The organism is Psychrobacter sp. Arc9, assembly GCF_041431295.1.
In the GTDB taxonomy this organism is placed as follows: domain Bacteria; phylum Pseudomonadota; class Gammaproteobacteria; order Pseudomonadales; family Moraxellaceae; genus Psychrobacter.
The window spans coordinates 42,125-55,507 of the sequence record NZ_JASMRK010000002.1 but is presented as its reverse complement, the minus strand read 5'-3'; the positions used below and the strand labels follow the sequence as shown (position 1 = coordinate 55,507).

General features: G+C 42.4%; 11 protein-coding genes. 4 read left to right on the top strand and 7 right to left on the bottom strand.

The genetic code is table 11. The annotated features are described in order from the left end of the window. Positions 1-137: 137 nt before the first annotated feature. From rraA to QO187_RS01495, 4 genes are all read left to right on the top strand, one after another. On the top strand, positions 138-674 hold the full coding sequence (gene rraA / locus QO187_RS01510) for a ribonuclease E activity regulator RraA (protein ID WP_371546772.1): 537 nt from the start codon (positions 138-140) through the stop codon (positions 672-674). Between the two features lie 217 nt (positions 675-891). Then, a complete protein-coding gene (gene mfd, locus QO187_RS01505; RefSeq protein WP_371546770.1) occupies positions 892-4,602 on the top strand; it encodes a transcription-repair coupling factor in 3,711 nt (1,236 codons plus the stop codon). 149 nt (positions 4,603-4,751) lie between these two features. Beyond that, complete coding sequence (locus tag QO187_RS01500) at positions 4,752-5,183, top strand: HIT domain-containing protein (protein ID WP_057759208.1); 432 nt, start codon at positions 4,752-4,754, stop codon at positions 5,181-5,183. A 311-nt stretch (positions 5,184-5,494) separates the two neighbouring features. Further along, the gene (locus QO187_RS01495) at positions 5,495-6,916 is read left to right on the top strand and encodes an adenylate/guanylate cyclase domain-containing protein (protein ID WP_205962089.1); all 1,422 of its coding nucleotides are present in this window, start codon (positions 5,495-5,497) and stop codon (positions 6,914-6,916) included. 96 nt (positions 6,917-7,012) lie between these two features. Here the strand turns inward: QO187_RS01495 and fdx are convergent, their stop codons facing one another. The 7 genes from fdx to QO187_RS01460 all read right to left on the bottom strand — a co-directional run bounded on the left by fdx (position 7,013) and on the right by QO187_RS01460 (position 13,126). After that, the gene (fdx, locus tag QO187_RS01490; RefSeq protein ID WP_101206134.1) at positions 7,013-7,351 is read right to left on the bottom strand and encodes an ISC system 2Fe-2S type ferredoxin; all 339 of its coding nucleotides are present in this window, start codon (positions 7,349-7,351) and stop codon (positions 7,013-7,015) included. A gap of 86 nt (positions 7,352-7,437) precedes the next feature. Then, complete coding sequence (gene hscA, locus QO187_RS01485; protein WP_102094272.1) at positions 7,438-9,318, bottom strand: Fe-S protein assembly chaperone HscA; 1,881 nt, start codon at positions 9,316-9,318, stop codon at positions 7,438-7,440. Positions 9,319-9,527: 209 nt separating this feature from the next. Continuing rightward, the gene (hscB, locus tag QO187_RS01480; RefSeq protein WP_102094270.1) at positions 9,528-10,109 is read right to left on the bottom strand and encodes a Fe-S protein assembly co-chaperone HscB; all 582 of its coding nucleotides are present in this window, start codon (positions 10,107-10,109) and stop codon (positions 9,528-9,530) included. A 173-nt stretch (positions 10,110-10,282) separates the two neighbouring features. After that, positions 10,283-10,603: an iron-sulfur cluster assembly protein IscA gene (gene iscA / locus QO187_RS01475; protein ID WP_021814983.1), complete on the bottom strand. Its 321-nt coding sequence runs from the start codon at positions 10,601-10,603 to the stop codon at positions 10,283-10,285. Positions 10,604-10,830: 227 nt separating this feature from the next. Further along, a complete protein-coding gene (gene iscU / locus QO187_RS01470; protein WP_057759218.1) occupies positions 10,831-11,241 on the bottom strand; it encodes a Fe-S cluster assembly scaffold IscU in 411 nt (136 codons plus the stop codon). Between the two features lie 152 nt (positions 11,242-11,393). Beyond that, positions 11,394-12,620 carry an IscS subfamily cysteine desulfurase gene (locus QO187_RS01465; protein WP_101206130.1) on the bottom strand — a complete coding sequence of 409 codons (1,227 nt, stop codon included), beginning with the start codon at positions 12,618-12,620 and terminating at the stop codon, positions 11,394-11,396. Then, positions 12,617-13,126 carry an Rrf2 family transcriptional regulator gene (locus QO187_RS01460; protein ID WP_057759222.1) on the bottom strand — a complete coding sequence of 170 codons (510 nt, stop codon included), beginning with the start codon at positions 13,124-13,126 and terminating at the stop codon, positions 12,617-12,619. Before QO187_RS01460 ends, QO187_RS01465 begins: the two co-directional genes overlap by 4 nt. Positions 13,127-13,383: the final 257 nt, after the last annotated feature.

Sequence of the window (13,383 nt, the reverse complement as noted above, 5' to 3'; positions counted from 1 at the left end):
CTGGAAAGCTACAGATATTGATTGTTAATTGCATTAGAACAAGAATACAAGAGTAAAAAATACAATAACTATTATCAAAGCATCGATAAGTATTGAAAAACCAGTCAGTTGAATCACTAAAACAAGGAGCAGGAGCAATGTCAGAATCGATACAAATGGATAGAGGGAATTTTGTCACTTGTGATCTATTGGATGCCAATCCTGAGTCGCAAGTATGCTTGCCAAATATCGAAAGTAAGTCATTCCGTCAGTTTGGTGCGAAAGACAAATTCTGCGGTGAAATAGTGACGGTTAAGTGTTTTGAAGACAATAGCCGTGTTAAATCTCTATTGAATAGCGATGGTAAAGACAAAGAAGGCAATGGCAAAGTGTTGGTCGTTGATGGCGGTGGATCTATGCGCTGTGCACTACTAGGCGATATGATTGCACAATCAGCTATCGATAATGGCTGGGCTGGGGTTATTGTATATGGTTGTGTCCGCGATGTTGATGACATGGCAGAGATGGATCTTGGCGTGATGGCGCTTGGTTGTATCCCGCGCAAATCAACTCGCCGTGATGAAGGTCAAACGGATATCGAAATCAGCTTCGGTGACTTAACGTTGAACTCGGGTATGTTTGTTTATGCTGATAATAATGGCATTATCGTTAATGATAAACCACTTATCAGCTGAAGTTTTAGGCTTGGCTTGATTAGTAAAAACAAAAACCTCAGCTGATAAGTTGGGGTTTTTTGTTATGTAATGACAGTTAAAGCGCAATAATCGTTGTTAACACTCAATCATTAATGAGTAAACTCTTAAGTGACAAACCGTTACGGCATAAGTTTTGGTAATTGCTCAAATATTCGTATAATAGCTTTCTGACTCCTTAACTTTGATCCTATTCTTTATGCCTATTACTGCTCTGACTGACGCGTTTGACCCTATTAACCAGCAGTTGTTTCCTATCCAAAATGCCGAGCGGCGTTGGCTAGCGCCTGTCCATGGTGCGGTCAGCAGTTTATGGTTGGCAAGCTTGGTGCAAACACCTATGTGGAATGTTGCCGAGCGCCTAAAAGTTGTGGTGGCACGTGACCAGAACCAACTCAATCAAATAGAGACTGAGCTGGCATTTTGCGGAGTCGATGCTTACGTATTCCCTGACTGGGAAACGCTAACCTATGATGAGCTATCTCCACATCAAGACATCGTTAGCGAACGCATTAATCTGTTGACGGATATGCCAAAAACGGGCGTGCTACTTATTTCAATACAAGCGCTCATGCATCGCGTCGCACCGCCAAGCTGGTTGATTGGACAGCATTTTGATTTGAGTGTCGGCGATCGTTTTGATATCAATACCCAGCGAGGGCTATTGGCAAAAGCAGGTTATCGCGCGGTTGAAAATGTCTTTGAACCAGGTGAGTTTGCAGTACGTGGCAGTATTATTGATATTTTTGCCATGGGTCAGCCTTTTCCGCTACGTTTAGACTTGTTCGATGATGAAATCGAAACGATTCGCTTTTTTCATCCTCAAACGCAGCGTACATTGACCCCTGACGATCTTAAAGCGATGTTAACGGGCAACGATACCAGTATGGCAAAAGAGTCATTGTCACTACTGCATAAGATGCCAGATATCTCTAAACCTATCGACCAATTTCAAATCTTGCCTGCAAAAGAGTTTCCGCTCGATGAAGGGCGTGAGACGTTCCGCACGAACTTTGCTGCCATGTTCCCTAATACCAGTAGCCGCAAGTCTGAGCTGCACAAAGACGTGATGGCAGGGATTGCAAGTAGCGGATTAGAGTATTATCAGCCGCTATTTTTTAACTTAAAAGACTGGGAGGCAGAGAGTAGCCTATTTTCCTATTTACCAAGCGATGCATTGTTTATCACCGATGAATTAATCAATGAAAAACAAGCCGATTATCGGTCGCAAATTCAGCGCCGTTACGAAGAGCGTCGCCATGATATTGATAAGCCTATCGTAGAGCCAGCAATGCTGTATCTATTATCTAACGCGCTTAACGAACAGCTAAACCAGTACCCAAGAGTAATATTAAGTGCTCGTGATGAACTGGCTACGATGAATGATGTGGTAGTGCCAGAAAGTATAGATGCCTCACAAATGCCATTGCCATCGAGTGTGACTAAACAACAAGGACTAGTGACATTAAGTGCTCAAGAGCCGCCACAGTTAGCAGTTAATCATCAAAAGTCTGAACCATTATCCGAATTGCTCGACTTCTTAGATATGCAATCAAAGACTTCAACACCCGTACTAATCGTTGCAGAAACCGCAGGCCGTCGCGAGATTCTCATTGAACTGTTCAAAGGCAAGATTGATATCAAAGCATATGATAGCTTTGAGGCATTTTTAGCTGCAGATAAAACTAGTGTTACCAAGAACAATCACCTACCGCATGTCGGTCTGACTGTGGCACCGATTGAGCGCGGTGTCTATGTGCCTGAACGCTTGGTGTTGATTAGTGAGACGCAGCTGTTTGGTCGTCAAGTTTTACAGACACGCCGTCGTCGCCAAAGCGGGGTATCAGAAGAGTTCTTAGTCAAGAGCGTCACTGAGATAACAGATGGCAGTCCAGTGGTACATATCGAGCATGGTATCGGTCGTTATAATGGCTTGATTACCTTAGATGTGGGCGATGGTGAGCAAGAGTTTATCCACTTAAAGTATTCTGATGACGCTAGTATCTACGTGCCAGTGGCCAATCTGCAAATGATTAGTCGCTATAGTGGCGGCGATCCTGCCTTAGCACCACTCCATAAGATTGGTAGTGGTAAATGGGACCGAGCCAAGCAAAAAGCATTGGAGCAAATTCATGACGTCGCTGCTGAATTACTCAATATGCAGGCAAGACGTGAGGCTAAAGTTGGCATTCATTTCAAAATAGACCCATCGCAGTATGAGCTATTTGCCAGTCAGTTTGCCTTTGAAGAAACCGCCGACCAAGCCAATGCTATTCATGCGGTAATGGAAGACATGAGACAAAACCAGCCGATGGATCGTCTTATTTGTGGTGACGTTGGTTTTGGCAAAACAGAAGTCGCGATGCGAGCCGCCTTTATTGCCGTTAGTGCTGGCTATCAGGTTGCCGTACTGGTGCCTACTACGTTGCTTGCTGGTCAGCATGAAGACAATTTCCGTGATCGTTTTGCCGATTGGCCAGTCCGTATCGAGAGCTTATCGCGCTTTGGCGGCAAAAAACATCAAGAAATGGTATTGGCTGATTTGGCCGCTGGTAAAGTGGATATTGTCATTGGTACTCATAAACTGCTACAACCAGATGTGAAATTTGCCAACCTTGGCCTGATGATTGTTGATGAAGAGCATCGCTTTGGAGTGCGTCATAAAGAGCGTATCAAGGCTATTCAGACAGATGTAGACAGTATGTCTATGACCGCGACTCCCATTCCTAGAACGCTTAATATGGCACTCTCAGGCATGCGTGACATGTCTATTATTGCCACACCGCCAGCACGTCGACTTGCGATTAAAACTTTTGTCATGCAAAAGACAGATGCCTTGATGAAAGAAGCCATCTTGCGCGAGCTGTTGCGCGGCGGGCAAGTCTATCTCTTGCATAATGATGTGGCTAGTATTGAGCGTATGGCAGAGACTATTCGTGACCTCGTGCCAGAAGCGCGGGTAGGGGTTGCCCATGGACAAATGCAAGAGCGCCAACTTGAGCAGATTATGCAGCAGTTTTATCATAAAAAGTTCAATGTGTTGGTTTGCTCTACCATTATTGAGACGGGTATTGATGTGCCCAATGCTAATACGATTATCATTGAGCGTGCAGATAAGTTTGGTCTTGCGCAATTACATCAGCTGCGTGGCCGAGTAGGACGTAGTCATCATCAAGCGTATTGTTACTTACTAGTGCCATCTCTAAAAGGACTCAAAGGTGATGCCAAGCGCCGTTTACATGCGATTGAACGCGCCAATACTTTGGGTGCAGGTTTTATGCTGGCAAGTGAGGATTTAGAGATTCGCGGCGCAGGTGAGATATTGGGTAAGCAGCAAAGTGGCAATATGCAGGCGATTGGTTTTAGCTTATACATGGATATGCTTGAGCGTGCGACTAAAGCCATTAAAGCTGGCAAGGAGCCTGATTTAAATACACCATTGTCGCTAACCAGTGAAATAAACTTACATAGTTCTGCTCTTATTCCAGAAGAGTATCTACATGACGTGCATCAGCGCTTATTGTTCTATAAGCGTATTAGTAATACCGATGATAAAGAAGCATTGACAGATATTCGTACGGAGATGATAGACCGCTTTGGAGCACTGCCAGATCAAACCAAGCAGCTATTCGCTATTCATGGATTACGCTTACAAGCAGAGCCGCTTAAGATTAACAAAATTGATGCCAACAGTAGTAGTATGACGCTGGAATTTGCGCCAGATACTCCAGTTGATGCGTTAGCGATTATTAAATTGATCCAATCAAATGGTCAGCATTATCGTATGAATGGCGCATCTGGTATCCGTTACCAAAATAGCGATAAACTGGCCACACCGCAACAGCGCGTAACGGTCATACAAGAGCTGCTGCGCTATTTTAGCGAGCACATGGTGACAGAGCCTGCTTAGTACATGGCTAGATATCAGTAGGCTCAGTAGTCATATTAAACCAATAAATTATGGTGCTATTTTATCAACCCGATAACTGATAAAATAGCCCAACTAACTTTTTAACCCTCTGTATTTTATTTGCATTAAACAACAAGAGAACCGTCATTATGTTCCAACTTCATCATAAACTTGCTGCTGATAGTTTTTTAGTGGGGGATTTTCCATTATCCACTTGTCGTTTAATCAATGACTGCCAATTTCCTTGGCTGATATTAGTGCCACGTGTCTCCGGTATCAAAGAGTTATATGAGCTGTCTGAGGCAGATCAAACACAGTTTTTACGAGAGTCCAGCTGGTTGTCGAGTCAGTTAGCTAAAACCTTTCAAGCTGATAAAATGAATGTGGCCGCTCTTGGTAATCAAGTGCCACAACTTCACTTTCATCACATTGTCCGTTATCAAAATGATATGCAATGGCCAAATCCAGTATGGGGTGTGCCAGCTGTCCCATATACTAAAGAAGTATTGGCGCAAATGCAGCAAACATTGATGATGGCATTACGTGGTCATCACCAAATGCCGTTTGATTGGCAAATGTAATTATTATTCTATTTTGCCTTCAATAAGAATAGATTGAACCTTAATTTTATATGTAAAAAGAGAGGCCAGATACTTAAATGTATCTGGCCTCTCTTTTTATTTAAATTTGGATAAAAACTGTAAAACAGTGAATAAACTAGACAAAAGGTCGCCTTATAGTCATCAGTAACCTTGTTTAAACTTATTTCAAAAGTATAATATATTATTAGATATATCTTATGATAAATCGTCATAAGGACAAATAACGTACATATGTTAGTGTAGTATGCCTTTGTCTCTCAGGTAGCTCACCTTATTTAAGTGAATCTCATATGACCTTCTCAGAGACATTCAAACCAATGACACCGTTAAAGGACACCGGGACATGTCGTTTTGACTATCCAGAAGTGTTCGTGTTGATACTGACGGTTGTTTTGCGTGCTATATACTACGACTTCCGCTCTATCTCAATGGCACTATTGGTTATTATTACATTGCCAAGCCTTATGATCCTGATATATAACTACCGACGCCAGACCAGCTTTTGGACGTCTAATATCGTTATTATTCTATTATCGGTTGTCATTGGCTCGCTACAATGCTGTACGGTCATATCAATCAGTTTGGCTGCTTTGATTGGTGTACGTATCATTCTTAGCCGACCTGAGAATCACCTCAGACTGTTATCTGTATCTGTTGTGACTATCATTGTGTTTTTCTACGTTAGCACAGTCTTAAATGCAGACAGTATGGACTTTGATGAAGGCTTATTACCATTGATAGTAATGGTGGCAAGTCTAGGCGTTATTTTATACCAGTTCTGGCGTATCTATCAGCAACATATTACTTTTAAAGTACGTACCCATCAGGCTAGTGGACGCCTGAACACAATGGTATCAGTGATCAATAAGCTTACCCGTTTTGTACCACCACAAATTTGGGAGCCTATTGTCAAATCGGATAGCCCTGTTAGGGTTTCTAATAAACGCGCAAAAATAACTATCATGTTTTCGGATATTGTCGGTTTTACCGAGTTGTCTGATAGTCTAAGTTCTGATAATTTAGCAGATATTCTCAATACTTATATGCATTGCATGACATCGATTGCTGACAAACACGGTGCAGTACTTGATAAGTTCATTGGTGATGGCATGGTATGTTTCTTTGGTGAACCGAATAGCCGCGGCTCGCGTCAAGATGCACTAGATTGTGTGGCGATGGCAATCGATATGCGCCGGGAAATGCGTACTTTACGCCAAAAATGGCGGCTAATGGGATTTGAAGGCTTATATATACGTGTTGGTATCACAACTGGCTACTGTCACGTTGGTAATTTTGGTAGTAATAGTCGATTAAGCTATACCATCATTGGCAAAGAAGCCAACCTAGCCTCTAGGCTTGAGTCTTGTGCGGGCAAAGATCAGATATTGGTCAGTGAAAGCACTTACGATTATATATGCCATAACTATGAGTGTGAGCACGTTGCCGCATTTTGCTTGAAGGGAATTGATGAAAAGGTCGATGCATGGCAAGTACTTGACCCTAGTGCCAGTACAGGTCATTTATCTAAATGGGTCGACCACACATTGCCTGGTTTTAATTTGCATTTGAATTTCAAAGATATGAAAGACAATGATTATCAAGATATTAGAGCTCGTTTAAATTTTGCGCTGGAACGCATCGAGCAAGAGGAAGAAAAAGTAGTAAAGAGTATAGCTGCAGAAAGTAAGCGTGAGAATGCCAATCGCAAGTAAGCGTTTCAAGTCTATCGTCTTAAAATCATATATAGAGAAAGGCCAGCTATCACATAGCTGGCCTTTTTTATCTTAACTAGAAAGAATCATCAGTGTTTAATGATTTTCTTTAGCATGATTAAGGGTATATTTAGGAACTTCGATGGTCAAATCCTCGTCATCAAGCATGACCTGACAAGATAAACGTGAATCAGGCTCTAGTCCCCAAGCACGATCAAGTAGATCAGCTTCGATATCATCCATCTCATCCAAACTGTTGAAACCCTTACGTACTACAACATGGCATGTAGTACAAGCTTTCGACATCTCACAGGCATGCTCGATTTTAATGCCTTTTTCTAGTAGTGCTTTGCATAAGTTTTCACCAGCTTGCAACTCAACTTCTGCGCCTTCAGGGCAGATTTCGTGATGGGGTAGTACGGTAACTTTTGGCATAAATTATCTGTCCGATGCTAATCAATTTAAAAAATATTAGAAATTAGCTTAACGTGTTAGCTAAGCTATATATGTCGATGTATTTATTACCAGTCTTTGGCACTAGTACCTGCCATACTGGTCTTGACGCTTTGATTCATAATACGTGCAGCAAAGGCATCACTATGTGGCTTGAGCTGTGCTTGTTGTGCTTCAATAAGCGCTAAGTCATCAGTGCTAAGAGAGTTACGTAGCGCTTGTATATGCTCTGCTAGTGACTGTTGTTCTTCAGTAGAAAGCAACGCCGCAAATTCGTTAAGTGCCGACTCTAGGGCAAGTACTTCACGTTCCGCTTCTACTTTGGTCTCAATTAAAGAACGCGCGTTTTTGTCTTCTTCAGCGTGTTTGAACCCTGCAATGAGCAACTGTTCTTTTTGCTCATCTGATAGACCATAAGAAGGCACAATCTCAATTTTGCTTTCTGTTTTGGTCGTAGTTTCTTGTGCACTGACAGTAAGCTGACCGTTGGCATCGATACTAAAGGTAACTTCGATACGAGCAAACCCAGCTTTCATTGGCGGGATGCCATACAGCTCAAAACGTCCAAGTGAGCGACAGTTTTCTACCGTTTCACGCTCACCTTGCACCACGTGTATCACCATGCCTGTTTGACCGTCTTGATACGTGGTAAACACTTGACGTTTCTTCACAGGGATAGGCGTGTTGCGTGGGATGAGTACTTCAACCAAACCGCCCATGGTCTCAAGACCTAATGATAATGGCGTCACATCCAATAATAATAAATTGTTGTCACTATCACCATTCACCAATTGATGAGCAGTTTGGGCAGCGCCCAAGGCAACAACCTCATCTGGATTCAGACGACAAAGTGGCTGCTTAGCAAAAAACTCAGTCACGACTTGCTGTACGGCAGGCATACGAGTCGAGCCGCCCACTAAAATAACTTCATCTAGATCTGTAGTAGACAGCTTGGCATCGCGTAGGACTTGTTCGCACACGCTTAGGGTACGGCGGCTAACAGGCTCTACGATAGTTAGCACGTCTGTACGGCTTAATACGCCTTGATAAGACTGACCATTGACAACCACATTGATGTCCACTTGCTCAGCATCAGTCAATGCTTGTTTATAAGCTTTTGCTTGTTGAGCTAGTATTGATTTGTCGTGCAGGCTTACGTCTTTTGGATCGATATTTAATTGTTTAATAATCCAATTGGTAATAAGACGATCGATATCATCGCCGCCTAGTGCGCTATTACCACCAGTTGCCAACACTTCAAAGACACCGTCGGTAAGCTTTAAGATAGAAACGTCAAAAGTACCACCGCCCAAATCATAGATTAAGTAATAGCTCTCTTTTTTACTGTCTTCTGATGATTGGTCAAGCCCGTAAGCGACCGCAGCGGCCGTTGGTTCATTCAACAAGCGAAGTACGTTGATACCCGCTGCTTGTGCAGCATCTTTGGTTGCTTGACGCTGTGCTTCATCAAAATAAGCGGGAACTGTAATCACAGCACCCTCGATGCTATCTGCAGGTAAGGCACTTGCTGCACGTTGCTCAAGAGCGGCTAAGATACGCGCTGATACTGCAACAGGAGACACCTCACCTTGAGCCGTTACAAAGGCGGGCATATCATCTTTATTACCAGATAACTCATAAGGATGAGAGAATTTGATATCAGCTTGACTACGACCCATAAAACGCTTAGCCGAGACGATCGTATTTTTTGGATCATCTGCTAAATGAGCTAGGGCGTCATAGCCAACCAATGGCGTACCAGTAGCTGGATAATAGACAACAGACGGTAATAATGTATCTGTCGCTGCGCCTGCCTCTAAGACTTGTGCCTTACCTGAACGCACCACAGCAACCAACGATCGTGTAGTACCAAGGTCGATGCCCAAGCCAAATTTATGTTGGTGAGGTTGAGCGCTTTGATTGGGTTCAGCAATTTGCATTAAAGACATAAGGATAACTCAGAGATAAAATGAATAAGTGAAATGGAGCAAATATAGCATATGCAGTACGAGAGCTTAACGTCAGTAATCTCACTCCATGGAATACGGATTCTGACAGTTTAATGCGCTTAGACTCAAAGATTATACGGTATCACGGTCACTATTTTAACCAAATATATAGAATTTAGCTTGTTAGTGAAAGCCATAACCACAGATGTTTAGACGTATAGGTCATCGTCATCTGAATGCGATGCATTTGCAACGTCATCAAGCCCCGTCGTCACATCAGCATTTAGCTTAACTAAAAATTTTAGCTTCTGTGTCGCATCAATCGCTGTTTGCCAATCTTGATTTTGATAAGCACTATTAAAGCGCTCAGATTGATTTGCTAGACGCTCTGTAATTTGAGGGTGTAATTGCTGCAAGGCTGCAAGATCTTTGTCTTCGATAGCATCATCTAGAGCCATACGCATCTGCATCGCATCTTCCAAAAAGTCTAAATCTGCGATTGAGTGCTCTATATTTTGTGCTTGATCCGCCATGTCTAATAAATAACCAGCACGGCTATCAGGAGCGCTTAGTGTTTGATACGCTTGATTGATTAAAGCGGACGCTTTTTCAGACTGCAGCTGTGCTTGAACCATATCGGTCTGATTTTTGGCGACATTATCAGGATGAAAGCGTTTTTGCAGCAATCGCAAACGTTGCTCTAGATTGCTTTGATTAATTTCAAATTGTACAGGCTGCTCAAATAGGGCAAAGAAGTTATCAAACTGTGGTTCTGAAGTAATATCTGTCATAATCTGATGCCTTGCTTTTTTATTTGTTTTTGAAGTCATGACCTAGCTAAGAATATTGAATCGCTCGGCTACTCAACTACATTAATATTTCTTCATAGCGATAGCAGAGATACTGCACTATTCTTATGAAAGCTTGCTGAGCATAAATCTATTAGTTTTCAGCCATTGAACAATTAAACGGTAAACGACTCACCGCAGCCACATTCACCTTTTTGGTTAGGGTTGGTGAATTTAAAGCCTTCGTTTAAACCTTCTTTTTCGTAATCCATCAACAAGCCGTCTAAATATACGAGGCTTTTAGGATCAATAAAGATGCTAACGCCGCGACTTTCATAACGGGTGTCGTTTTCATCAGGGGTATCTACAAACTCTAAAACGTAAGCCAAGCCCGAGCAACCCGCCGTACGGATACCAACTCGAATGCCTTCGCCTTTGCCGCGATTGTCCAAAAAATCTCGAACATGCTGAGCGGCGCGTTCTGTCATTTCAATCATGCCAACTCCCATTGACTATTAATCATAAATATCAATAAAAAAATCTAGATAAACTGACAACCAGAATTACAAGATTGCCAAAACAATAGGCTTGCGACTATTAGAAAACAAAAGGTGACAATTACATAAGTGTCATTGTCACCTCTTTAGCGTCAGTAGCGATTACACATTGCTACTTTAGCGTTGCTAGTACAACGTAGCGCATACGCTAGCAGGTTTAGCCTAGCTTAGATCGCAGCTTCTTCTGCTGGAGCTGCTACGCCATGCTTGCCTTTATAGTCGCTAATAGCGGCTTTAATAGCGTCTTCTGCAAGTACAGAGCAATGCACCTTTACTGGTGGTAATGCTAGCTCTTGAGCGATATCGTTGTTTTTGATTTCGCCAGCTTGATCCAAGCTTTTGCCTTTTAGCCACTCAGTAACAAGCGAGCTTGAGGCAATCGCTGAACCGCAACCATAAGTCTTGAAACGTGCATCTTCGATAATACCATTATCGTCGACTTGGATTTGTAGACGCATTACATCGCCACATGCTGGGGCACCGACCATACCAGTACCAACGTTCTTGGCGTTTTTATCAAGATTACCAACGTTGCGTGGGTTTTCGTAATGATCAATAACTTGGTCACTATAGGCCATGGGGTTTTCTCCTAGTTAGATGATGAGTAGTTGTTTAGCAACTTTAAATGTCTAACTACTCATCGATAATTGGGGTCAAACGCTTAATTTAATTGTCTGATCAATTGTTTAATAAATATATTGCTAGCTATACTAAAAAGCCATATTAGAAATTAGTGCTCAGCCCACTCGACTGAATTTAGATCAACACCTTCTTGATACATATCCCAAAGTGGTGATAGGGCACGTAGTTTATCAACAGCTTCATGCATCTGCTTGATAACAGTATCGATATCTTCTTCAGTGGTATAACGGCCGAAGCTGAAACGGATTGAGCTATGTGCCAATTCATCTGGGCGACCGATTGCACGTAGTACATATGATGGCTCAAGCGTTGCTGAGGTACAGGCTGAACCTGATGATACAGCTAAGTCTTTAAGTGACATCATCAATGACTCGCCTTCAACGAAGTTAAAGCTGATGTTTACAATATTTGGTACGCTATTCTCAAGATCACCGTTTAAGTAAATCTCTTCGATATCTTGTAGGCCATCCCAAAGTTTTTGACGTAATTTGGCTGCATGTGCATGGTCAGCTTCATAGCTTTCATTAGCCAAAGCAAATGCTGCGCCTAGACCAACGATCTGATGCGTTGGTAGTGTACCTGAACGCATACCGCGCTCATGACCACCGCCATGTTGCTCAGCTTTCAAGCGAATACGTGGCTTACGACGAACAAACAATGCGCCGATACCTTTAGGGCCGTATGCTTTATGACCTGAGAAGCTCATCAAATCAATTTTCATTTCTTCAAGATTGATTTTTACTTTGCCAACAGACTGAGCGCCATCAACATGGAAAACTACGCCAGCTTCGCGAGTGATTTCACCAATCGCTGCAACATCAGTAATAGTACCAAGCTCATTGTTCACCATCATAAGTGATACTAAAATAGTATCATCACGCAGTGCTTCTTTTACTTGCTCTGGCAGAATAAGACCTGTGCTTGGCTGTGGCTCAAGATACGTAATCTCAAAACCTTCTTGCTCAAGCTCACGGCAGGTATCTAATACAGCTTTGTGCTCAATTTTACTGGTAATGATATGTTTGCCACGAGACTGATAAAAATGTGCCGCACCTTTAATGGCTAGGTTGTCAGACTCAGTCGCACCAGAAGTAAAGACGATTTCGCGTGGATCAGCGTTGATAACTTCAGCAACTTGACCGCGAGCAGTTTCTACTGCTTCTTCCGCTTGCCAGCCGTAACCATGTGAACGTGAAGCTGGGTTACCAAAGACACCATCTACAGTCAAATACTCGCTCATTTTAGCAGCTACTGATTTAGCAACTGGGGTAGTGGCGGCATAATCTAAGTATATAAGGTTGTTATGTTGGCTCATGCTGGGTTTGCCTCGCTGTTCGATAGAGTAATAGTATTAATGTCTTTTATGGAAATATCTTTTGTAGAGGTGTGCTGACGCTCTGAGACTGACTGCACATTTTCCATATCTAATAATTGCGCTAATGTTATATTTTTCAAGTACTGTTCGATATGATTTGATAGTGCACACCACAGATCGTGAGTTAGGCACATTGTACCACCTTGACAGTCACCGCGTCCTTCACACTGCATCGCGTTTACTGACTCATCAACCGCAGATATGATGCTCATCACATCTATCTCATTCAATGGCTTAGCTAGGTGATAACCACCTGCAGCACCGCGAATACTCGTGACAAGGCCGCGTTTGCGAAGTTTAGAAAATAACTGTTCAAGATACGAGATTGAAATCGATTGCCGTTTGGCGATATCGGATAACGATACAGCACTGTCTTGTTGGCTGGTCTGTAATGCCAAATCTAATAATGCGGTAACAGCGTATCTGCCCCGAGTAGTCAAACGCATGTGTTATCTCCAAACTTGATGTCATTTATGTTTAACAACGATCTTAGCCGAAAGTCTTAATAAGTACTCATAAGATAAAAAGAGCAACCAATAATACGTCAGCTAAGTTTTGTCTTGTCGTTATTGAACAACAGATGATTAACCCGATGTGTGCAACGATTAAGGTAATTATACTTAATCCCGAGTAATTTAGTCAAGATTAAAGTGTGGTTCAATGGTTAATCAAGCTTATTGCTGTAATTGATAAAAATAATGAT

What these genes read in the sequence shown, in the direction of transcription:
- rraA (WP_371546772.1), top strand. Translation starts at nt 138, where the DNA reads ATGTCAGAATCGATACAAATGGATAGAGGGAATTTTGTCACTTGTGAT.
- hscA (WP_102094272.1), bottom strand. Translation starts at nt 9,318, where the DNA reads ATGTCTTTAATGCAAATTGCTGAACCCAATCAAAGCGCTCAACCTCAC.
- hscB (WP_102094270.1), bottom strand. Translation starts at nt 10,109, where the DNA reads ATGACAGATATTACTTCAGAACCACAGTTTGATAACTTCTTTGCCCTA.
- iscU (WP_057759218.1), bottom strand. Translation starts at nt 11,241, where the DNA reads ATGGCCTATAGTGACCAAGTTATTGATCATTACGAAAACCCACGCAAC.
- iscA (WP_021814983.1), bottom strand. Translation starts at nt 10,603, where the DNA reads ATGATTGAAATGACAGAACGCGCCGCTCAGCATGTTCGAGATTTTTTG.
- QO187_RS01500 (WP_057759208.1), top strand. Translation starts at nt 4,752, where the DNA reads ATGTTCCAACTTCATCATAAACTTGCTGCTGATAGTTTTTTAGTGGGG.
- fdx (WP_101206134.1), bottom strand. Translation starts at nt 7,351, where the DNA reads ATGCCAAAAGTTACCGTACTACCCCATCACGAAATCTGCCCTGAAGGC.
- QO187_RS01465 (WP_101206130.1), bottom strand. Translation starts at nt 12,620, where the DNA reads ATGAGCCAACATAACAACCTTATATACTTAGATTATGCCGCCACTACC.
- QO187_RS01460 (WP_057759222.1), bottom strand. Translation starts at nt 13,126, where the DNA reads ATGCGTTTGACTACTCGGGGCAGATACGCTGTTACCGCATTATTAGAT.
- mfd (WP_371546770.1), top strand. Translation starts at nt 892, where the DNA reads ATGCCTATTACTGCTCTGACTGACGCGTTTGACCCTATTAACCAGCAG.
- QO187_RS01495 (WP_205962089.1), top strand. Translation starts at nt 5,495, where the DNA reads ATGACCTTCTCAGAGACATTCAAACCAATGACACCGTTAAAGGACACC.